This window comes from Streptococcus sp. oral taxon 431 (assembly GCF_023115445.1).
GTDB lineage: Bacteria > Bacillota > Bacilli > Lactobacillales > Streptococcaceae > Streptococcus.
In genome coordinates this window covers 21,698-42,986 of sequence record NZ_JALDUI010000017.1, presented here as the reverse complement: position 1 = coordinate 42,986, position 21,289 = coordinate 21,698, and the positions used below count along the sequence as shown (strand labels likewise).

26 protein-coding genes are annotated in these 21,289 nt (G+C 39.6%); all 26 read right to left on the bottom strand.

Going from position 1 to position 21,289, the window contains the following annotated elements:
• Positions 1-134: 134 nt before the first annotated feature.
• Positions 135-548, bottom strand: a complete 414-nt coding sequence (locus M1R56_RS08660) for an MORN repeat-containing protein (protein ID WP_075230982.1) — start codon at positions 546-548, stop codon at positions 135-137.
• Positions 523-978, bottom strand: a complete 456-nt coding sequence (locus M1R56_RS08655; RefSeq protein ID WP_075231035.1) for a low molecular weight protein-tyrosine-phosphatase — start codon at positions 976-978, stop codon at positions 523-525. The genes M1R56_RS08660 and M1R56_RS08655 overlap by 26 nt, the downstream gene beginning before the upstream one ends.
• A 48-nt stretch (positions 979-1,026) precedes the next feature.
• Complete coding sequence (gene yajC / locus M1R56_RS08650) at positions 1,027-1,347, bottom strand: preprotein translocase subunit YajC (protein WP_075230983.1); 321 nt, start codon at positions 1,345-1,347, stop codon at positions 1,027-1,029.
• A 116-nt stretch (positions 1,348-1,463) separates the two neighbouring features.
• Positions 1,464-3,440 carry a transketolase gene (tkt, locus tag M1R56_RS08645; protein WP_075230984.1) on the bottom strand — a complete coding sequence of 659 codons (1,977 nt, stop codon included), beginning with the start codon at positions 3,438-3,440 and terminating at the stop codon, positions 1,464-1,466.
• A gap of 114 nt (positions 3,441-3,554) precedes the next feature.
• Positions 3,555-4,646 (bottom strand): L-ascorbate 6-phosphate lactonase, encoded by a 1,092-nt coding sequence (gene ulaG / locus M1R56_RS08640; protein ID WP_075230985.1) that lies wholly within the window; start codon positions 4,644-4,646, stop codon positions 3,555-3,557.
• Positions 4,647-4,762: 116 nt separating this feature from the next.
• Positions 4,763-6,436 (bottom strand): transcription antiterminator, encoded by a 1,674-nt coding sequence (locus M1R56_RS08635; RefSeq protein WP_248035762.1) that lies wholly within the window; start codon positions 6,434-6,436, stop codon positions 4,763-4,765.
• A 166-nt stretch (positions 6,437-6,602) separates the two neighbouring features.
• Complete coding sequence (locus tag M1R56_RS08630; protein WP_075230987.1) at positions 6,603-7,310, bottom strand: L-ribulose-5-phosphate 4-epimerase; 708 nt, start codon at positions 7,308-7,310, stop codon at positions 6,603-6,605.
• A 1-nt stretch (position 7,311) separates the two neighbouring features.
• The gene (locus M1R56_RS08625; protein ID WP_248035760.1) at positions 7,312-8,175 is read right to left on the bottom strand and encodes an L-ribulose-5-phosphate 3-epimerase; all 864 of its coding nucleotides are present in this window, start codon (positions 8,173-8,175) and stop codon (positions 7,312-7,314) included.
• Between the two features lie 3 nt (positions 8,176-8,178).
• The gene (locus M1R56_RS08620) at positions 8,179-8,844 is read right to left on the bottom strand and encodes a 3-keto-L-gulonate-6-phosphate decarboxylase UlaD (RefSeq protein ID WP_248035758.1); all 666 of its coding nucleotides are present in this window, start codon (positions 8,842-8,844) and stop codon (positions 8,179-8,181) included.
• A 16-nt stretch (positions 8,845-8,860) separates the two neighbouring features.
• A complete protein-coding gene (locus M1R56_RS08615; protein WP_061863925.1) occupies positions 8,861-9,346 on the bottom strand; it encodes a PTS sugar transporter subunit IIA in 486 nt (161 codons plus the stop codon).
• A 76-nt stretch (positions 9,347-9,422) separates the two neighbouring features.
• On the bottom strand, positions 9,423-9,704 hold the full coding sequence (locus tag M1R56_RS08610) for a PTS sugar transporter subunit IIB (protein WP_000241466.1): 282 nt from the start codon (positions 9,702-9,704) through the stop codon (positions 9,423-9,425).
• A 22-nt stretch (positions 9,705-9,726) separates the two neighbouring features.
• Positions 9,727-11,184, bottom strand: coding sequence for a PTS ascorbate transporter subunit IIC (locus tag M1R56_RS08605; protein ID WP_075230989.1), 1,458 nt, complete (start codon positions 11,182-11,184; stop codon positions 9,727-9,729).
• A 130-nt stretch (positions 11,185-11,314) separates the two neighbouring features.
• On the bottom strand, positions 11,315-11,938 hold the full coding sequence (locus M1R56_RS08600) for a ribonuclease P (RefSeq protein WP_075230990.1): 624 nt from the start codon (positions 11,936-11,938) through the stop codon (positions 11,315-11,317).
• A 53-nt stretch (positions 11,939-11,991) separates the two neighbouring features.
• Positions 11,992-12,948 carry an RNA-binding cell elongation regulator Jag/EloR gene (gene jag / locus M1R56_RS08595; RefSeq protein ID WP_049504883.1) on the bottom strand — a complete coding sequence of 319 codons (957 nt, stop codon included), beginning with the start codon at positions 12,946-12,948 and terminating at the stop codon, positions 11,992-11,994.
• 14 nt (positions 12,949-12,962) lie between these two features.
• On the bottom strand, positions 12,963-13,790 hold the full coding sequence (locus M1R56_RS08590; RefSeq protein WP_248035756.1) for a YidC/Oxa1 family membrane protein insertase: 828 nt from the start codon (positions 13,788-13,790) through the stop codon (positions 12,963-12,965).
• Positions 13,765-14,136: a ribonuclease P protein component gene (rnpA, locus tag M1R56_RS08585; RefSeq protein ID WP_248035754.1), complete on the bottom strand. Its 372-nt coding sequence runs from the start codon at positions 14,134-14,136 to the stop codon at positions 13,765-13,767. The genes M1R56_RS08590 and rnpA overlap by 26 nt, the downstream gene beginning before the upstream one ends.
• Before the next feature lie 329 nt (positions 14,137-14,465).
• Positions 14,466-15,803 (bottom strand): PFL family protein, encoded by a 1,338-nt coding sequence (locus M1R56_RS08580; RefSeq protein ID WP_248035752.1) that lies wholly within the window; start codon positions 15,801-15,803, stop codon positions 14,466-14,468.
• A gap of 9 nt (positions 15,804-15,812) precedes the next feature.
• Positions 15,813-16,079: an ACT domain-containing protein gene (locus tag M1R56_RS08575; RefSeq protein WP_000644115.1), complete on the bottom strand. Its 267-nt coding sequence runs from the start codon at positions 16,077-16,079 to the stop codon at positions 15,813-15,815.
• Positions 16,080-16,544: 465 nt separating this feature from the next.
• Complete coding sequence (rplQ, locus tag M1R56_RS08570; RefSeq protein WP_000331493.1) at positions 16,545-16,931, bottom strand: 50S ribosomal protein L17; 387 nt, start codon at positions 16,929-16,931, stop codon at positions 16,545-16,547.
• A gap of 11 nt (positions 16,932-16,942) precedes the next feature.
• Positions 16,943-17,878 (bottom strand): DNA-directed RNA polymerase subunit alpha, encoded by a 936-nt coding sequence (locus M1R56_RS08565; RefSeq protein WP_000568996.1) that lies wholly within the window; start codon positions 17,876-17,878, stop codon positions 16,943-16,945.
• A gap of 42 nt (positions 17,879-17,920) precedes the next feature.
• Complete coding sequence (rpsK, locus tag M1R56_RS08560) at positions 17,921-18,304, bottom strand: 30S ribosomal protein S11 (RefSeq protein ID WP_001118385.1); 384 nt, start codon at positions 18,302-18,304, stop codon at positions 17,921-17,923.
• 17 nt (positions 18,305-18,321) lie between these two features.
• Complete coding sequence (rpsM, locus tag M1R56_RS08555; protein WP_000090783.1) at positions 18,322-18,687, bottom strand: 30S ribosomal protein S13; 366 nt, start codon at positions 18,685-18,687, stop codon at positions 18,322-18,324.
• 17 nt (positions 18,688-18,704) lie between these two features.
• Positions 18,705-18,821 (bottom strand): 50S ribosomal protein L36, encoded by a 117-nt coding sequence (gene rpmJ, locus M1R56_RS08550; RefSeq protein WP_001808836.1) that lies wholly within the window; start codon positions 18,819-18,821, stop codon positions 18,705-18,707.
• A 24-nt stretch (positions 18,822-18,845) separates the two neighbouring features.
• Positions 18,846-19,064, bottom strand: coding sequence for a translation initiation factor IF-1 (gene infA / locus M1R56_RS08545; RefSeq protein ID WP_001029883.1), 219 nt, complete (start codon positions 19,062-19,064; stop codon positions 18,846-18,848).
• 117 nt (positions 19,065-19,181) lie between these two features.
• Complete coding sequence (locus M1R56_RS08540) at positions 19,182-19,820, bottom strand: adenylate kinase (protein WP_248035749.1); 639 nt, start codon at positions 19,818-19,820, stop codon at positions 19,182-19,184.
• Between the two features lie 155 nt (positions 19,821-19,975).
• Positions 19,976-21,286 carry a preprotein translocase subunit SecY gene (secY, locus tag M1R56_RS08535; protein ID WP_000465391.1) on the bottom strand — a complete coding sequence of 437 codons (1,311 nt, stop codon included), beginning with the start codon at positions 21,284-21,286 and terminating at the stop codon, positions 19,976-19,978.
• Between the last annotated feature and the right edge of the window lie 3 nt (positions 21,287-21,289).

Sequence of the window (21,289 nt, the reverse complement as noted above, 5' to 3'; positions counted from 1 at the left end):
CTTAAAGTTTGTGAATTATTTCATAAAAGTTTTATTTTTCACAAACTTAGTTGTAAAACAGTCTTGTAAGCCGTTTTTATTTCCATGTAAGCGCTTTCTTAGACTCTAGAAGAATACCTCCTTCTAGGAGGAGGTTATTGTGCTTGTTGAAATAAACCTTGTTTGAAATCCCCTTCATAGACTACTTCTTGTTCGGTAGTCAGTTTTCCTTTTCCTTCAGCTTGACCATTTACAAAGTCTCCCTCATATACCCAACCTGCTTTAGCTTGGTAGGTACCTTTACCATTGAAGGCACCATTGCTAAATTCTCCAGTATAGGTATCACCGTTCGAGAAGGTAACAGTACCCTGACCATTCATCTTACCACGAACTAGGCTTCCGTCATAAATAATAGCATCATTATCAAGCTTAAGAACGCCCTGTTTTGGAAGATTGGTCAGAAATACGAGACCTGCACAGACAACAATGACGATCACTGTCGCAATTTCTAGTCGAGGACGTGTCAAATAGACACTGTATTTTTCATAGAGTTTCTTTATATTTTCCATTTTCACTCTCATTTTCTAAGCGACCTAACCAAGCCTGGCAACCAGTTAAAACTCGGTCATAAGTTTCTTCAAAATCACCTGTATACCAGGGATCTGGAACGCTTTCAGATGCAAAAGGCTGTATCTTATATTGTTGATCCTGTGGACACATCTGATGCAAATCAGCGAGATTAGACTCATCCATCCCAATGATATAGTCAAAATACTCAAAATCTTTTTTAGAAATTTGTTGGGAAGTTTTCGAAGTATCATAAGGAACGCCATGACTTCGAAAGATGCCTTGCGTCCCTTTGTGGATTGGATTACCGTGTTCCCAGGAAGAAGTCGCTCGACTTTGAATCTCATATTTATCGGTCAGGGATTTCATTACAAATTCCGCCATAGGACTACGACAAATATTGCCAAGACAGACAAAGACAACTTTTTTCATCATTGTTCCTCTCATCTATAGAAAAACGGGAATGCATTCCACCCCGTTTTATTCTTCAATAGCACTGCCTTCTTCAATAACAGCTCCTTCAGGTGTCACAGCTTCTTTGACTGGCAAAACAGTTCGAATTGCTGCTAGTTCGAAGGTTAGGTATACGCCATCAACATCAAGAACAATTGTTCTATTTTCTGTATCTACTTCATCGACTGTACCGTAGAGACCACCGATAGTGATTACTTCGTAGCCTTTTTGAAGCTTATTGAGGCTTTCCATACGTTTTTCTGCTTGTTTCTTTTGAGAACGTTGCATGAAGAACATCAAGCCCAACATCAAGACAAGCATAATTAAAAATGTTAAATTCCCACCCATTATTTTTTCTCCTTTGTAATTCAGATAAAACTACTATATCAAATTTCACTTGTTTTTACAAGATTGCACCTTGATTTTAGGTCAATAAAAAACCAGAGCAAATGCCCTGATTTTTCTTATTTTAAGTTGTTTACAAGTTCTACTAAGTTTTCAACTGTAAATCCATACTCTGCTAAAACTTTTGGTGCTGGTGCAGATGCTCCAAAGGTATCAATACCAAGAACTGCTCCATCAAGACCAACGTATTTGTACCAATTTTGAGTTGCTCCCATTTCAACTGCTACACGACGACGAACTGCATTTGGTAAAATCTCTTCTTTGTATGCTGCATCTTGTGCATCAAAGACATCTGTAGATGGCATGCTGACTACGCGAACTTTTCCACCTTGACTTGCCAATTCTTTAGCAGCTGAAACAGCCAGGTTAACCTCTGAACCAGTCGCAATCAAAATTGTATCAAAGTCTGCTGCATTTTCATATACAACATAAGCTCCTTTCGCAACCTTATCAAAGTCTGTTCCTTCCTCAACAGTCAAGTTTTGACGAGTCAAGACAAGAACAGTCGGTGTTTTCTCGCTCTTAACTGCTTGATACCAAGCTGCTTGAGTTTCACGCGCATCTGCTGGACGGAAAACATTGAGGTTTGGAATCGCACGAAGACCTGCCAAGTGCTCAATCGGTTCATGAGTTGGTCCGTCTTCACCAACTGCGATTGAATCGTGTGTGAAGACATAAGTTACAGGAAGACCTTGCAAGGCAGACAAGCGTACAGCCGCTTTCAAGTAGTCTGAGAATACGAAGAAAGTTCCACCATAAACTCGAAGTCCACCGTGAAGAGCCATTCCGTTCAAGACAGTACCCATTGCAAATTCACGAACACCAAACTGGATGTTGCGATTTAAGCGATTTGCATCGTCTTGAAGTCCGTCCGTTTTGATGTAAGTCATATTTGAATGAGCGAGGTCAGCTGATCCACCAAGGAAGGTTGGCAATTTAGCAGCCACAACATTCAAGGCATCCTGACTTGAGTTACGCGTCGCTTGAGAGAAGCCATTTTCTAAAGCTGGGAAGTCTTCTGGAGTCAATTCAACTGGATCGCGCCCTTCGATAATTGCTTCCACTTCTGCAGCAAGCTCTGGGTGAGCTTCTTTATAATCTGCAACTAGTTTTGTCCAGGCTTCATAAGCTGATGCCCCACGGTCTGCGACATTCTCTTTAAAGTCTGCGTATACTTCTGCTGGGATTTCAAACGGTTCATAGTTCCAACCAAGTGCTTGGCGAGTTGCTGCAGTTTCATCCGCGCCAAGAGGGGCACCGTGTACGGCATTAGTCCCTTGTTTATTTGGAGAACCATAACCAATAACAGTTTTCACTTCAATCAAAGATGGTTTTCCTGAAGCCTTAGCTTCTTCAATAGCAGCATGAATAGCTTCTAAGTCTGTTCCATCTTCTACCAAGGCTGTATGCCAACCATAAGCATTGTAACGATCGCGAACACTCTCTGTGAATGAATCTTTTGTCTCACCGTCCAAGTTGATATCATTTGAATCATAGAGAACAACCAATTTGTCAAGCTTTTGCAAGCCTGCATAAGAAGCAGCTTCACTTGAGACACCTTCCATCAAGTCACCATCTCCACAGATAACGTAAGTGTAGTGGTCAAAGATGTTATAACCTTCACGGTTGTACTTAGCTGCAAGGAAACGTTCTGCTTGTGCAAAACCTGTTGCAGTCGCAATCCCTTGTCCTAGAGGGCCTGTTGTTGCATCAACCCCTGCTGTATGACCAAATTCTGGGTGACCTGGAGTTTTAGAGCCCCATTGACGGAAGTTCTTCACTTCATCCATGCTCACATCTTCAAATCCAGAAAGGTGAAGAAGGGCATAGAGAAGCATTGATCCGTGACCAGCTGAAAGAATGAAACGGTCGCGGTTAATCCAGTTTGGTTGGGCTGGATTGATACGAAGTTCTTTAGTGAATAGGCTGTATGCCATCGGTGCAGCTCCCATAACCACCCCTGGGTGACCTGAGTTCGCTTTATTGATAGCGTCAATACCTAGAAAACGAATCGCATTAACAGATAGATTTGACATAGAATTTCCTTTCTCTTTGAGGTGATAGGTCTATCACATATTCTATTTGTACTATTATATGAAAATTATCCGTATCGTGCAACATACGGATAACCTCCAGAAAAAATTTTTATATTAAAGCAAGGCTTTGAATTGGATATTTGAGTCTTGTTCGAAGCAGTCATCAAAACCACGTGGGTGATGATATTCTACTAAGTGTTGGTCTTGAGGATAAGTGTATTTACCACCAACTTCCCAGATAAATGGATGGAAATCGTATTGCAAGCGATCTTTTCTTATTTTCCAAAGTTCTAGGATTTCATTCGTAGAAGCCATGAAGTTAGACCAGATATCATAGTGAACTGGGATAATGACTTTAGCACGTAGATTTTCTGCCATGCGAAGTAGGTCGATAGATGTCATTTTATCTTGGATACCTACTGGGTTTTCACCATAGTTATTCAAAGCAACATCAATTTTGAAGTCTTTACCATGTTTCGCAAAGTAGTTTGAGAAGTGAGAATCCGCACCATGATAAATGGTTCCACCTGGTGTTTCAAAGACATAGTTAACAGCCTTTTGAGCCATTTCTTCATCTGTAACAGCTAAGCCAGCAAGTTCACCACCTGTCTCATCAGCACCGTTTACTGGTAGAGTTACCAAGCAAGTACGGTCAAATGATTCTACTGCATGAATCTTCATGTCTTTTAGTTCAATAGTATCACCTGGTTTGACAACGATGATGCGTTCTTTTGGAACACCCCATCCTTCCCAGATTCGTCCACAATGGTAAGGACCGATAAACTTAACATGTTCTAACTTAGGATTGTTGAGAATTGCTGCAGCTGTGTATGGGTCGATATGGTCACTATGGAAGTGTGAAACCAAGTAGTAGTCGAGTTCATTGATAGCAAATGGATCGATAACCATTGGCTGAACACGTAAGTTTGGTTGCAATTTACGAACACCTGCCATATTTGCCATTTGGTGTCCACGAACCATATCTTTCACTTTTTTAGTTGATTTTCCACGGTTTGACCAAAGGTCCATGACAACGTTAGCACCACCTGGTGTTTTAATCCAAGTACCACAGTTGCCTAGCCACCACATGGCAAAGTTGCCTTCAGGAACGACTTCTTCTTCGATTTCTTCGTTCAACCAGGTTCCCCACTCTGGGAAAGTAGCTAAAATCCATGATTCTCTTGTAATTTCTTTTACGTTTGGCATTTGAAATCCTCCATATTTTGTTCAAGTATTCATTTCATACTTAGTATAACACCGACCGAAATATTAAAAAAGACCAAGAAAAACACAGGTTTGTGTTCATCATTGGACTGTGATATTTATGATTCATCTAAAAAAGCTTGGATGACTAATTCTTGGTTGATTAAGAGTTGAATTTCTTCCTTTAATTTTGCTGCAACGTGTTTATCAGATATATAGGTAGTAATAATAGTTGAGAGATTATCCTTAAAAGTGCGACCATCTTTTCGAAGAACCTTATTTTTCATAAAGTCTGTTATGCGTAAAATATCTTCTGCCTCAAGTATAGGGTTTACCTTTAGCACTGGGAAGCGACTCTCAAGCTCATCGTTTGTTGTAATAAGTAAATCAACCTGAGTAATATCCTCCACGCTTTTGAACTGCTCAGTGGTAAAGACTGCCCCAATCTGTTCGTTTGGAAGATAGAAGCGACATTGTTTGAGTAAGAGTTTAGAAACGCCCACTCCTTCATCACACACAATATAAATTTTCTTGGTATTGTTTTGAATCGATGGAGTATACTTTAAAAATCCTCCAACATGAATGGTCAGATAGGCAATCTCATCATCTGTCAATCGAATCTGCCAGGCTTCTTCTAGCACTTCTGCACATTTTTTTGTAATTACGAAAAGCTCACTATACTTGGAACGAATCTGCCGAGTTAAAGGATTTTTTGAGAAAATACCATAGTTCTTTCTGAATAATAGCGCCTTACAATGAATCACAAGATTCCTCAATAAGTCTTCTTTCTGTTCAATCTCCATTCTGGTTTGGGATTCAAAATACCAAATAAACTCTTCTAAAGCCATTCTCAAATGCTGAAAATCTTTACTTTCTGCATGGATGTCTCGATCTTTTCGATAGGATAACAAAAGAATAGCTAACAGAGATCTATCTAATTCTGAAAACGAGATGCTAAATGTTTCAAACAAGCGCTCTCCTAGTTTTTTGGATACCTGATATTCTATCCTCTTTCGAATCAATGAAAACTCTTGCTCAATTTCTTGATGTTTATCTTGATTTCGAGTAACGGTATCACACCCTAGTAGAAGATAGGGAAGGACCTGTAACATAAAAGTGACTTCGTGATGGTTTATTTTTTTCCCCAAATCCTGCTCAACCAACGGAACCTGTTTTTTAAGAAATTGATTGACCTCATCGGAAAGAAGCATCTCACCGTCTAATCGCTCTTTGATTTTCTCCTCTAAAATAGCAACAAAAGCTGGATTTTCTTCCATAAAGACATGATAGAGAAGGGATTGAAGATACTGGATTTTATTAAGAGGATGTGCATTTAGATAGTAACCTCGAGATTTACTAACTTGAAGTGTTACTTGATACTGCTCCAAGGTTAGCTGATAACGAATGCTATTTAAGTCATTAAGGACTGTATTTCGAGAGACTTCTGTTAATTCCATGAGTTTTTCAAGCGTGATTCTCTCTTTGGAAATACCAATCAGAAGGAGCATCAGCTGCATCCGCTCGTTAGCACTCATGATGTAATCATAAGAATCAACTTCCTCTAATAATTGACGACAAGCTTCTCTTTGTTCCTCGGTTAAGTGGATACCAATCCGAGGCAGACTGATGATGTGCAAATTCTCATCATCCAAAGCATCATTGATTTTATCAATGTGATAGTAGATTTTTCTTCGAGATTGAGCTAGATCTTTTGAAATCGTCATAATCGTTTTGGACGTTTCTTGATCCATCAAATATTGAAGCAAGTCACAGCTCGCCTTATCTAAAACCATAATTCATACTCCTCTATTTGTCAATCGCTTCCAAAACAACTTTATAATGGTATCACATTCGTACAGACTTTGCAATTATATGCTGTAAACTCTTACCATTGGATATTTACAACTACAAAAGCGAGGCTTGGATCGTAAGGTCCTAGCCTCTTTTCAATTCAATTACTTATTTCTTTTGACCGTAATAAGCATTTGGTCCATGTTTACGTTGGTAGTGCTTTTCTAGGATGTACTGGGGAGCAGGTTCAACTCTTGGATTGATTTGCTCTGTGAAGCGATTCATCTTAGATACTTCCTCTAGTACAACTGAGTGATAAACAGCATTTTCTGGATTTTTGCCCCAGGTGAATGGACCGTGATTGCGCACGACAATCCCTGGAACTTCAACTGGATTAAGACCACGACGCTCAAACTCTTCCACAATGACCAGGCCAGTATCTTTTTCATAGGCCACTTCTACTTCATCCTTAGTCAAACTACGAGCGCAAGGGATTGAACCGTAGAAATAATCCGCATGGGTTGTTCCATAGAAAGGAATATCACGACCTGCCTGAGCCCAACCAACGGCTTCAGTCGAATGGGTATGGACCACACTAGCAATCTCTGGCCAAGCCTTATATAACTGCACATGAGTTGGAAGATCAGAAGATGGTCTTAAATCTCCTTCTAGAACCTTGCCATCCAGGTCAGTTACCACCATATTTTCAGGTGTCAATTCGTCATAATCTACACCTGATGGTTTGATAACAATGACACCGAGTTCGCGATTGACTTCCGATACATTGCCCCAGGTAAATTTAACAAGTCCATGTTTTGGCAATGATTGATTGGCATCACAGACTCGTTTACGCATATCATTAATTACTTGATTCATCTTACATCAGACCTGCTTTCTTAATAAGTGGGTAGAGAAAAGCTTGCGCTTCTTGAATGGCTGCGCGTGTTTCTTCTACAGTTTCACAATTTTCAGACCACATTTCGATTAGGAAAGGACCATTATAATTGGTTTGCTTTAAAATATCGAAAGCTTCTTCCCATTTGACACAACCTTGCCCAAAAGGTACATCTCGGAATTGGCCCTTTGAACTTTCTGTCACTGCATAAGTATCCTTGAGGTGGAGAGCTGCAATAGCATGATGGCCAAGATAAAATTCACTGTAGACATCATTATGCCATGCAGACACATTACCAATATCTGGATAGACAAAGAGGTAGGGAGAGTCAATCTCTTTTTCTACAGCCAAGTATTTTTCGATACTATTGAGGAAAGGGTCATCCATAATTTCAATAGCAAGTAGCACCTGAGCTTCTTCTGCCCAGTCACAAGCTTTTCTCAAATTTTTGATAAAACGTTGGCGTGTCTGGGGTGACTTTTCCTCATAGTAAACGTCGTAACCAGCTAATTGAATCGTACGAACTCCCAAATCCTGAGCTAATTCGATACATTTTTTCATGAGTTCCAGAGATTTTTTCTCTAGAACTGGATCATTTGATCCCAATGGGTAGCGACGATGACCTGAAAAACAGATAGAAGGAATACGAACTCCAGTTTCATAGATCGCTTTGACAACTTCCAAGCGTTCTTCCTTGCTCCAGTCAAGTCTTGCTAAACGCTCGTCACGTTCATCAATAGACATCTCGACAAAATCAAAGCCTAACTCCTTAGCAAAATTTAAACGTTCTAGCCAAGTAAAGTGTGTCGGGGTTGCCTTTTCATAAATTCCAATTGGACGTGCCATGGTTTACCCCCAAATTCGTTTGATTTCATCCTTGAAGGCACGCGCTGCTCCTGCTGGATCCGCAGCCTCCGTAATTCCACGACCTGCGATAAAGGTAAAGACATCAACGCCTTCAAAGAGTTTGAGAGTATCTACATCTAGACCACCTGTTACAGAAACTCGGAAGCCCATGTCAATGAGTTTTTTAACCTTATTAAGGTCTTTTTCACCCCAAGTTTCACCAGCAAGAAGGGCATCACGAGATTGGTGATAGATAGCTTGTGAGATACCTGCATCTAGCCAAAGCTGAGCTTGTTCAAAAGTCCAATCACCATAAAGCTCGATCTGGATTTCGCCTCGGTCTCCACGTTCAGCCTTGATAGCCTTTAGAGCTGCTTCCATAGTAGGGATGGTTGCACAACAGATACAAGTCATCCAATCTGCTCCACGAACGGCATTATTTTGGGCAACTGTTCCACCAGCATCAGCACATTTTGTATCTGCCACAATAATCTTATCTGGGAAAAGGCTTCGCAAGACCTCAACCAGTTCACTTCCAACTTGAAGCAAGCAAACAGTTCCAGCTTCGATAATATCTACTTCCTGACCAACAGAAACAGCTGCTTTAATTGCTCCTTGCAAGTCTGAATGGTCTAATGCAACCTGTAAATTAGGTATTCTTTTTGTCATCTCTTTATTCCTCTTTCTAACTTTCCAAATCCAATCCTTCAAGATAAGGGCTATCCTTAGATTCTTCGATCATCGCCAAGACATCTTCTTTAGTCTGGCAAGCCTGTAAACGTGCGATAGAATCTTCTAATTCAAATAAGGCAATGATTTGTGGAATGGCTACACTTGTGTGAATTTTTGAGCTTGTTGCTGCTAATGCAAGCAAAACAGAGACCTCTTTCCCATCTGAAAATACAACAGGATTTTGTAAGGTGATCAATGAAAAGGCATCTCTTTGCACCCCAGCTTCTGGTCTAGCATGGGGCATAGCCATACCTGGCATTAAAATATAATAAGGCCCATACTCTTCAGTTGATTCGATAATAGCATCGTAATACTCTGGCAAAATTGCCCCACTTTCAATCAAGGGATCTACTGCTACTTTGACTGCTTCTTTCCAATCGTTAGCTTCTAAACCTAGTCGGATCGAGTCATTGTCAATTAAAGCTTGTTTTAAATTCATATCTGCCTCCTTTATTTAAAGAGGGAGAAGGACAGAAACGATAACTCTCAGTTTCTGTCCAGCCCCCTCCAACCTTTTACTGTAGTGCTTGACTGAGTTTTTCAGTGATTTCTTTATCATCCATCAAGTTGTCAAGCCCAATTAACTTCCCATTAGTCCGACCTTCCAATTCTTGGATTAAATGAAGAGAAGCGATTACGATGTCATAGCCTGCTGCTAAACCTTTTGCTTCACCGACACTGCATGAATTGACTGTAAAGTCTGTTTGATTAAGCTTACGGAGGGCATTTTCAACCTTCATCTTGATAACCATAGATGAACCCATTCCATTTCCGCACGCTGCTAATACTTTAACCATTTTATTTCTCCTTTTCTAGACACTAAGCTTCTTCTTGAACTTCACCCTTGTAATATTTCTCTTTATCTTTTGCTTTTGCAAATTGAAGTTGAGGAATAACGAGCAAGAAGAGACATACAAGTACATAACCAACAATACCGAGATATTTGAAGATATAACCAAATCCAAGCCATGGGAATTCAAAGTCGATATTTCCATGGTAACCACCGTAAGATGCTAAGTCGAGAAGGGCTACACAGAGAGCTCCTAGAGCAACTTGGAGGACACCTGAAATGAAGGATAGGATAACGGCTGCTTTCCATCCGCCACGCTTATCAGCATAGACCGCGATGGCTGCATTATCAAAGAACACTGGTACAAATCCTGTAATAATAAGGATAGGGTTTTTAAAGACGATGAGCAAGACAATTGTAATCAATTGACCAATCAAACCAAAGGCAAATCCAGACAAGACAGCGTTTGGAGAACCAAATCCATAAGAAGCCGCAACGTCAACCGCTGGGAATGAACCTGGCAACAATTTGTTTGAAATACCTTGGAAGGCATTTGTCAACTCAGATACGAACATGCGGACACCTTGCATCAAAACGAACAAGTAAACAGAGAAGGTGAAGGCTGTTTGGATAATGTACATAAAGAAATCTTGTTTAGCAGGATTGAATAGAGTTCCTGAAGTGATGACTTCTTTATTAGACATAATTTCTGGACCCAAGATTAAAAGAATAGCTCCGAAAAATACGAGCATCAAGGTAGCAGAGGCAACAACTGTATCGTGGAAGATAGAGAGGAATTTAGGCAATTTAAGATTGTCTAGACTTTCTTCTTTCTTACCAAAGCGTCCTGCAACTTTATCTACAAACCAGATTGCAAATTGTTGTTGGTGACCAATCGCAAATCCGCCACCACCAGTCAAGCGTTGAGTTGCCTCAACAGTCATATTTGAACTAACTGCCCAGTAAAGGCCACAGATGATACCGATAGCTGCTGTACCGTAAGCATTGCGCAATTGTGGAACTAAGAATAGAACCATAAGAGATACAGTCGCAGCTTGTTGTACCATGATGTGACCAGTAATAAAGAGGGTTCTTACTTTCGTAATCTTGCGTAGAGCTACAAGCAAGATATTTACTCCAAAACCGATCAATAGAGCTGTAGTTGCAGTTCCGACAAAATCTGGAAATTCAGCTGCAATTTTGTTGTTTGCTGCAGCAAGTCCAAAGTAAGGGTCAATAACCGCTGCACCGATTTGGAATTTGTAGTTAAGGGCTGCCAAGATTGGACGGAAGGTTGTAACCAAACCACCAGCACCCACGTTGAGCAACATATAGCCTACTGTTGCTTTAACGAAACCTGAGAAAACGTCATGAGCAGGTTTTTTCAAAAGTGCATATCCTATTAGCACCAATAAACCTACGAAAAATGCGGGATTCTGCAAAATATTGCTAGAAAACCAATTTAGAACACTTGAAATGACTTCCATAATTGTTCTCCTTTTGAATTGTTTTTGTAAGTTTATTATATAATGTGAAAGCGGAAACAAAAAGACCAAGAATTACACAGCGGACTGTTCACTCTTGGACTGTATAATTTATGATATTTTACGGATTATCTTATTTCCTTGTAGCTAGATAATAGGGAAGAATTTTATCATAAGACTTCAATAGGCCTTCTACGATTTCTTCTTCCGATGAATTTGCAGTTACTGGAATATCTGCCTTTACTAAAACTTTGCGGACTTCCTGATGGAATCGTTTTTCTCTTAAAATTTGGCGATTTTCCTCAGTAGCCTCCATCTTTTGACTTTCTCCATCTGAGTAGACTAGATAGTAAATTCCTTCTACCACTGGAACTTCTAAGACCTTGGTTTGTTTGTCTAATGTTCGCTCATCCTTCTTACGTTCAATAAAACTCACTTCTAGTGAAACTCCAAAATCAGAAGGGCTTCCATACAAACGAAGGGCCAACATAGGCTCCGTCACTTGCCCTTCACGCTGTAAATAAGCCCAGAAATGTGGTCGCAAACGTTGGGCTTGATTCATCCACTGACTCGTTCCTTGCAGTATCCATTCTGGATGCCTTGCTTGAAAAGCCTTGGCCAAGTGTGTAAAGACCTTTCTGGCCTCCTGCCCCTTACTCCTCAAATAAAGCATTTTCTCCGCATCTTGTTCTGCCTTCTCTGGTTTTTGGTACTGCAAGCCAGAGAAAGCTAGATAGTCTCTCATTGTATTCAACATAGGATTAACCTCCCTTAGCTAGCAAAAAATCAGGGAAGCCCTGATTTTCTATTTTATTCTGTATCAACAACAACGTAACGATTTGGCTCATCACCTTCTGAATAACTAGTGACACCTTCCATACGTGAGATGATACGATGGATAATTTTACGTTCGCTACTAGACATTGGATCAGTCACCTGGCTTCGCCCCTCTTCTAGGACACGTGTAGCTAACTTCTGTGCATAGCTTTGCAAGACTTCTGCACGGTGCTCTACATAGTCATTAACATTGATGGTAATATAGAAGGTTCTTGAATAGCGGTTATAAAGATAATTTTGTGCTAAGAGCTGAAGAGATTTCAAAACCTTACCATGGTAACCGATAATACGGCCCGGTTCATTGGTATCAATTTGCATATTGATAGAACGGCGATTTGAGGTACTTGAAATTGCTCCCTCAACATCCATATCATCAATAATACCTTGAACATAGTTGGTCACTTCTTCGACCACCTGGTCAATATCATAGGTCGGTTCAATCTTCAAACCTAGATTTTCTAAATCATCATTCTGCTCGACTTCTTCCTGCTCCTTAGATTCTTCTGGCAGTAAATCTTTTAGAATGGCAATATGACCAGTCTCCTCTAAAATTGTACTAGCCTCTTTCTCATTTTTTAGAATTTCGGCCTTAACCTCTTCAGAGATTCCTTGTCCTTCTTCCTCGATTTTCTTGATTGCTTCAACAACATGACCTAAGTCTACTGTTGCCTCACTAACAGTCTTAACGGGTTCGTTCTTAGCATTAACTTCCTTTGGAACTCCTTTGACTGCTTGCTGATTTGCCTTCACAACAGTTGTCTCACTAATTGCTTCGATATCAACTTGCGCTGGTTTCTTCCCAAAAAGGCCAAAGAAACCTTTTTTCTCCCTTGAGACAACCTTGATATGCGCCTTCATTCTAGGAATCCCCAATTCCTTCAATCCCGTTTGGATCGCTTCCTCAACAGTTGAACCTGTAAATAATACCATTACAAGATTCCTCCTTACTTTTTCTTTTTCTGTGCTTTCTTGAGAGCTTTTCTCTTCTTGATTTCTAAATCCTTCTTAGCCTGTACTCCTGCCTCACGCTCTGCAATAATCTTAAATGGATTGTTGAGCAAATAGGTTTGGAGCACCTGATAAGCATTGGATACCGCCCAGTATAAGGCAACCCCACTTGGTGAATACATGGCAAAGAAGAAAATCATGACTGGCATTGCATACATCATCCCTGTCATGGCGCCATTTTTCTCAACCATGGCCTTATTGGATAACCAGGTGCTAAGGAAAGTAAAGATAGCTGCCAGAATAGGCAAAACAAAAGTCGTATCAACACCACCAAGGTTAATCCATAAGAAATGACCCGTTTTTAGAAATTCTACCCTACTCAAAGCTTGGAACAAGGCCAACAAGACTGGCATTTGGATTAAGATTGGCCAAAGAGAAGCTGACTGTTTGACACCATGTTGCTTGAACAACTGACGCATTTCTTGATCCAACTTGGTACGGCTCTCCATATCCCGTCCCGGATAACGTTCTCGCAACTCCTTAACCAGTGGTTGTACTTCTTGCATCTTTCTAGATGCCACCATTTGTATCTGAAAGACTGGTAAAAGAATGGTTCTAATCAGAAGGGTAAATAATATAATCCCCAGACCAATACTTGTATCAAATGATAAAAAGCGAATGATTTCAGCAAAAAAATAAACAAATTTACTCCAAAAACCTGTTGATTCAGCTGTAATCTCACTCGTCGTACCACTAGCCGTGCAGGCGCTCATCACAAATAAAGCAAGCACCATTAAGCTAGTCAACTGTAATTTCTTTTTCACTCCCATTTCCTTCCTGGTAAATCTTTGATAACTTTAATACGTGAAGTAGATTTTTTCCCATTTCCGCGTAGTCCAAGATTTCAACACCTTTTCGAGCAATCACAACAAAATCTACATTTTCAACCAGCTGATTTTTATGTTCAATCAGAATATGGCGAATTCTTCTCTTGATCTGATTCCTCGTGACAGCGTTTCCTAATTTTTTACTGACAGATAGGCCAACTCGAAAATGCTGTTCATTATTTTCTAATCGATAAATAACAAATTTACGATTAGCAAAACTCTCCCCTTTTTTAAATATTGCACTAAAATCTTTCTCTTTTTTTACACGAAAGCGTTTTTTCAAAATTCAACTCCATCTATTAAAACTACTACTATTATACCATAATTTTTCAAAAAGCCAATCATAGCAAGGTTTTAGCCCATTTTACAGAATGAAAAAACTGGTTTTATCCTTTAAATCATCTTATTTTTGAACAAATTTACAAATTTGAACATGCTACTTTCTTTATTTTCTCTTGATATAAAACAAAAGTCACCCTTTGGAGTGACTTTTGTAGGAGATTATTATGAAAAAGTTAGGATTTTAATTAAATAAAGTTAGGAGGTCTTTATTTAATGATAATAGTATACAGGTCTTTCCTTAAACCCAACTTAAAAAGATTCCACTTCTTTTTAATTTTTAAAACTATGGATTGGAGCCGGGATTTGTCCTCCACGTGCAATAAAATCGACAGATGATGCACCGTTGACCTTCATGACTGGAGCTGTTCCTAAAAGGCCACCAAATTCAATCATATCGCCTTCTTTTCCTTTTGGAATAATACGTACAGCAGTTGTTTTCATGTTGATGACCCCGATAGCAGCTTCATCCGCAATCATTGCCGCAATCGTTTCTGCAGGTGTATCCTCAGGAATGGCAATCATATCCAAACCAACTGAACAGATAGCTGTCATAGCTTCTAATTTTTCCAAATTAAGGGAGCCGTTTTGCACTGCAGCAATCATCCCCTCGTCCTCAGAAACTGGGATAAAAGCACCTGACAAACCACCAACTTGGTTGCAAGCCATAACTCCGCCTTTTTTAACTTGATCGTTCAAGAGAGCCAAGGCAGCAGTCGTTCCATGAGTCCCAACTGTCTCTAGCCCCATTTCTTCAAGAACACGAGCTACAGAATCACCCACTGCTGGAGTTGGAGCTAAACTCAAATCGACAATCCCAAAATCAACTCCGAGGCGCTCACTAGCCATTTGACCAACCAATTGACCAATACGGGTAATCTTGAAAGCTGTTTTCTTAACAGTTTCAGCAACAACATCAAAGCTCTGACCTCGAACCTTTTCCAAGGCACGTTTGACAACACCCGGTCCTGAAACACCTACATTGATGATGACATCTGCTTCACCTACACCATGAAAAGCGCCTGCCATAAAAGGATTGTCCTCTACCGCGTTGGCAAATACAACCAATTTAGCAGCACCCATATCAGACAGAGAAGCTGTCTCCTTGATAACACGCCCCATATCCGCTACTGCAGTCATATTGATACCCGATTTGGTAGAACCGATATTTACCGATGAACAAACCTTATCTGTTTCTGCCAAAGCACGAGGAATCGAATTGATGAGAATCTCATCACCTTTTTGGTAACCCTTTTGTACCAAGGCAGAAAAACCACCAATAAAGTCAACACCAATTTCTTTCGCAGCTTTATCCAGTGCTTTAGCTAAGACTACATAATCCGTCGCATCGGTAGCAGCACCAATCAAGGAAATTGGAGTAACTGATACCCGTTTATTTACGATGGGAATGCCCAACTCCGCAGCAATTTCATCCCCAACGGCCACTAAATGAGCTGCTTTTGTAGTAATTTTTTCATATATTTTATCCGCAGCACGATTGATATCTGGATCGATACAGTCCAAAAGGGAAATCCCCATGGTAATGGTTCTAATGTCAAAGTTTTGCTCCTCAATCATAGCGATTGTTTCGGTAACTTGTCTAATATCCATAAATACCTCCTAGATATTGTACATAGCATCAAAAATAGCCGCACTTTGAATATTGATTTTGACATTCAAAGTCTGACCAAAAACCTCAAATTCGTTTCTAAGATGAGTAAAATCTTGTTTTTCATCACTAGATACCACAGCCATCATTGTAAAGAATTCATCCAAGACTGTTTGTGAGATATCATCAATATTTAAGCCTAATTCAGCAATTTTTGTCGCAACACCTGCAACAATTCCAGATTTATCTTTACCAACAACAGTAATAATAGCTTTCATGATTAAACTCCGTTTCTAACACAGAACAATATCCATTTCGGCCAAAAACAAAATAAAAAAGGGGGGATAGAGTAACTAAATCACTTAATAGTGAACAATTATCCAAGTTGAAACCCTAAAAAATCTCTTAGTTGATCTTGTACCAGACTAGTATTTTTTTACCAAGTCGCTAGTTTAGAACTTGAAACTGATAGTATATTGGCTCATAACCTCTTTATAGAATATTTTTGAAAAAATGAACATTGTTGATTTTCTTTTTCAATAGTATAGCATATTTCTTAATAAAATACTCAAAAACGCCTGCTTACGAAATTGTTCTTAAGTAAAAAACAATTTCGTAAACAAGCGTCTACCTTATCACCTTATGATGAGTGTTCCCGCTAGGACAAAAGTCCTAGCGGTAGACCAGAGCTAGACTAAGAGCACAAGACTCCATCATCATAACACTCAACAAAATTGATGATTTTATACTAATTCGATGATCGCCATTGGCGCTGCATCACCACGACGTGGTTCAGTTTTAAGGATACGAGTGTATCCACCGTTACGCTCAGCATAACGAGGTGCGATTTCTGAGAACAATTTTTGAAGTGCTGTAGTAGAAGTGTACTTATCAGTTGCTTCATCATAGTTTTCAGATGCGATTTCATTACGTACGAAAGCAGCTGCTTGACGACGTGCATGCAAATCACCACGTTTACCTAGAGTAATCATTTTTTCAACAGTTTTACGGATTTCTTTAGCACGAGCTTCAGTAGTCACGATTGATTCGTTGATCAAAAGGTCAGTTGTCAAATCGCGAAGCATTGCTTTACGTTGTGAGCTAGTGCGTCCTAGTTTACGGTAAGCCATTTATTCCTCCTTTATTTATCTTTCAATCCAAGACCCAAATCAATGAGTTTGACTTTCACTTCTTCCAAACTCTTGCGTCCAAGATTTCTCACTTTCATCATCTCTGCTTCAGATTTTTCTGTCAAATCATGCACAGTGTTGATACCGGCACGTTTCAAACAGTTGTATGAACGCACAGACAAGTCAAGTTCCTCAATCGTACGTTCCAAGATACGGTCGTCCGATTCAGTATCAGCTTCTTTCATCACTTCTGCTGACTTAGCAATCTCTGTAAGATTTGTAAACAAATCAAGGTGCTCTGTCAAGATACGTGCTGAAAGCCCTAAAGCATCTTCTGGAATAATTGTTCCATTAGTCAAGATTTCAAGGGTTAATTTGTCGAAACCATCATTGCTACCTACACGAGCAGGTTCAACTTGATAGTTGACTTTTGTAACTGGTGTATAAATAGAATCTACAGCAAGTGTTCCAACTGGTGCATTATCTTTTTTGTTTTCATCAGCAGGTACATATCCACGACCACTGTTAACAGTCATTGTCGCTTTTAGAGAAGAACCTTCACCGATTGTAAAGAGATAATGATCTGGATTTACAATTTCAATGTCGCTATCTGTCAAGATATCTCCAGCTGTAATTTCAGCAGGACCTTGCACATCTAGTTCAATGATCTTTTCGTCTTTAACGTAAGATTTTACTGCAATACCTTTGATGTTCAGAATGATTTGCATCACGTCTTCGCGAACACCCGGAACTGTATCAAATTCATGCAATACACCTTCGATATTGATAGATGTTACAGCAGCCCCTGGAAGAGAAGCTAGAAGTACACGACGAAGAGAGTTACCAAGTGTTGTACCGTAACCACGTTCAAGCGGTTCGATTACAAACTTGCCATAATCTTTATTTTCATCAATTTTTGTTATATTTGGTTTTTCAAACTCGATCATTTAGTTACTCCCTCTTAAACGAAAAGCAGTGTAAGGTTATGATTATACACGGCGACGTTTTGGAGGACGAGCACCATTGTGTGGCACTGGAGTCACATCACGAATTGCTGTTACTTCAAGACCAGCGGCAGCAAGAGCACGAATAGCTGACTCACGACCAGAACCTGGACCTTTAACAGTAACTTCAACTGACTTAAGACCGTGTTCTTGTGCAGATTTAGCAGCAGCTTCAGAAGCCATTTGAGCAGCAAATGGTGTAGATTTACGAGAACCTTTGAAACCAAGAGCACCAGCTGATGACCAAGCAATTGCATTACCATGCACATCAGTAATCATAACAATAGTGTTATTAAATGTAGCGTGAATATGAGCAATACCAGATTCGATATTCTTTTTCACACGACGTTTACGTGTTGGTTTAGCCAAGACTTTTACCTCCTATATTATTTTTTCTTACCAGCAATCGCAACAGCTTTACCTTTACGAGTGCGAGCGTTGTTTTTAGTGTTTTGTCCACGGACAGGAAGTCCACGACGGTGACGGATACCACGGTATGAACCGATTTCCATCAAACGTTTGATGTTCAAGTTAACTTCACGACGAAGGTCACCTTCAACTTTAATTGCATCCACTTCACGACGGATAGCATCTTCTTGATCTGGTGTAAGATCGCGAACACGTACATCTTCTGAAATTCCAGCAGCTGCCAAGATTTTCTTAGATGTTGGAAGTCCGATACCGTACACATAAGTCAATGAAATTACTACGCGTTTGTCATTTGGAATGTCAACTCCAGCAATACGAGCCATGTTTTCTCCTTTCTATCTTATCCTTGACGTTGTTTGTGTTTTGGATTTGCTGGGCAAATTACCATAACACGACCATTACGACGAATTACTTTACAGTATTCGCAAATTGGTTTGACCGATGGTCTTACTTTCATTTCTTATCCCTCCAAGTTTTTCGATTATTTAAAGCGGTAAGTGATACGTCCACGTGTCAAGTCATATGGACTCATTTCGACAGTAACACGATCTCCCGCTAAAATACGAATATAGTTTTTACGAATTTTACCAGAAACTGTTGCTAAAATCTGATGTCCATTTTCAAGTTCAACCGTAAACATTGCATTCGGCATAGTATCAACTACTTTACCTTCAACTTCAATCACATCGTCTTTTGCCACGCAAAAGTACCTCCATAAATTTCGATTTGATGCCTCTAGACACAGAGACAACAATTATAAGTCAGACTAACTCAGTATAACATTTGTAGAGACATTTTGCAAGCATGAAAAACGCTTTTATTTCAATTTTGTCAATACTTTTTCGATATCTGCAAAGACATCATTGATATCTTGGTTACCTTCGATATCATGTACCAAACCTTTTGCACGATAGTGGGCAATAATTGGTTCACCTTGGGCAATATTAACATCCAAACGACGTTTTACTGTTTCAGGTTTGTCATCTTCACGTTGGTAATAGTCTTCTTCTTTGTAGTCAACTGGTGGGTTGAAAACTTTATGGAAAGTTTCGCCAGTTTCACGGTGAATGATACGACCACTCAAACGCTCCAAAAGACTATCTGGATTTACTTCGATGTTAATAACACCTTCAAGCTCAATCCCTAATTCAGCTAAAGTTTTATCCAAGGCATGAGCTTGTTCAATTGTACGTGGGTACCCGTCCAACAAGAAACCAGTTTCTTTAATGTCATCTTGTGAGAGACGCTCTTTCACGATACCATTTGTAACTTCATCTGGAACCAACTCGCCTTTGTCGATATATGACTTAGCTAAGACACCCATTTCAGTTTGATTAGCCATTGCTGCACGGAACATATCTCCTGTTGAGATATGAGCAACATGAAATTGTTCAACAATTTTTGCTGCCTGTGTACCCTTACCTGCACCAGGTAAGCCCATAATCAAAAGATTCATGATTCAAACTCCTTTTTTGTTTTTAAATAGAAGCAAAAATTCATTTCAACTCCTATTTAAAAACAAAATAGAAGAGAGGAGATAAAAATCTGACAAGGTCTTTGATTTTTAAACTCCACTCTCTGAGCAATAGTGAATTTTCTTTTCTATTACAATTATTCTGTTGTATTCATGAAACCAACATACTTACGTTTCAATAAATAACCTTCCAATTGTTTAATTCCTTCAATACCTGTTGAGATAATGATCAAAAGACTTGTTCCCCCAAAAGCAACGACTTCTGAAAGACCGAATAAATCCTTAGCTACAATAGGTAAAATAGAAATGACACCTAGGAAGAGGGAACCGACTGTTGCGAGACGACGAAGAAGTTTTGACATATACTCTTCTGTCCCTTTACCAGGACGGACTCCGTGGATATAAGCACCGCTCTTTTGCAAATTTTCTGCTGCCTTCTCTGGATTAATCTGTACAAATGTATAGAAGAATGTAAAGAGGATAATCAACAGAGCGTACAGAGCGATACCTGTAGGGGCTGTTGTAGATAGCAACTCCTGAGCACTACGTACCCAAGCCCAATCAAGACCAGATGCACTTACAAATTGTAAAATTGCCGCTGGTGCTGCTGTAATTGAGCTAGCAAAGATAACTGGAATAACTCCTGCAGGGTTAATCTTCAATGGAAGATAGGAACTTGATGGTGCTCCTTGAGCTACCTTAGTATACTGAATTGGTATCTTATATTCAGCTTGTTGAACATAAGTTGTAAAGTAAACAATCAATAAGACTGCTACAATTAAGATAGCAACAAAAATGAGGGATGAAGTCAAGCGACTGCTTGGTACATTGACAAAGTAGTCAACATAAATTCCCTTGATCATATCAGGAATTGAAGCAACAATCCCCGCAAAGATAATCATGGAAACACCATTTCCATAACCCTTATCAGTAATTTGCTCTCCCAACCAAGTTACAATCATACTACCCGCTGTTAGGATTGCTCCAATCACAAGGAAAACTTGTGGTGTTAAAGGAACAGTCAAAAGTTTGGCTCCAGATAAAGCATTAAAACCAGCAGTAATTCCGATAGATTGCACGAATGCAAGAACAAGGGCAATATATCGAGTTGCCTGGTTCAACTTTCTACGACCAACTTCCCCTTGTTTGCCCCACTCTACAAACTTCGGTAATAAATCCATTTGTAAGAGTTGGACAACGATAGAAGCAGTAATGTATGGACTAACACCAAGTGCAAAAACTGAAAAGTTTTTCATGGCATTACCAGACACCAAACTTAACATATTTAGAAAAGATAGACCACTCAAAGCATTCAAGCTATTGGCATTCACCCATGGAACCGTAATGCTAGTCCCGATACGGAAGACAAAGACGATAAAAATTGTAAAAAGAATTTTTGATCGAACTTGCTTGACTTTGAAGGCTTCTCTCAATAATTTAAAAAACATAGG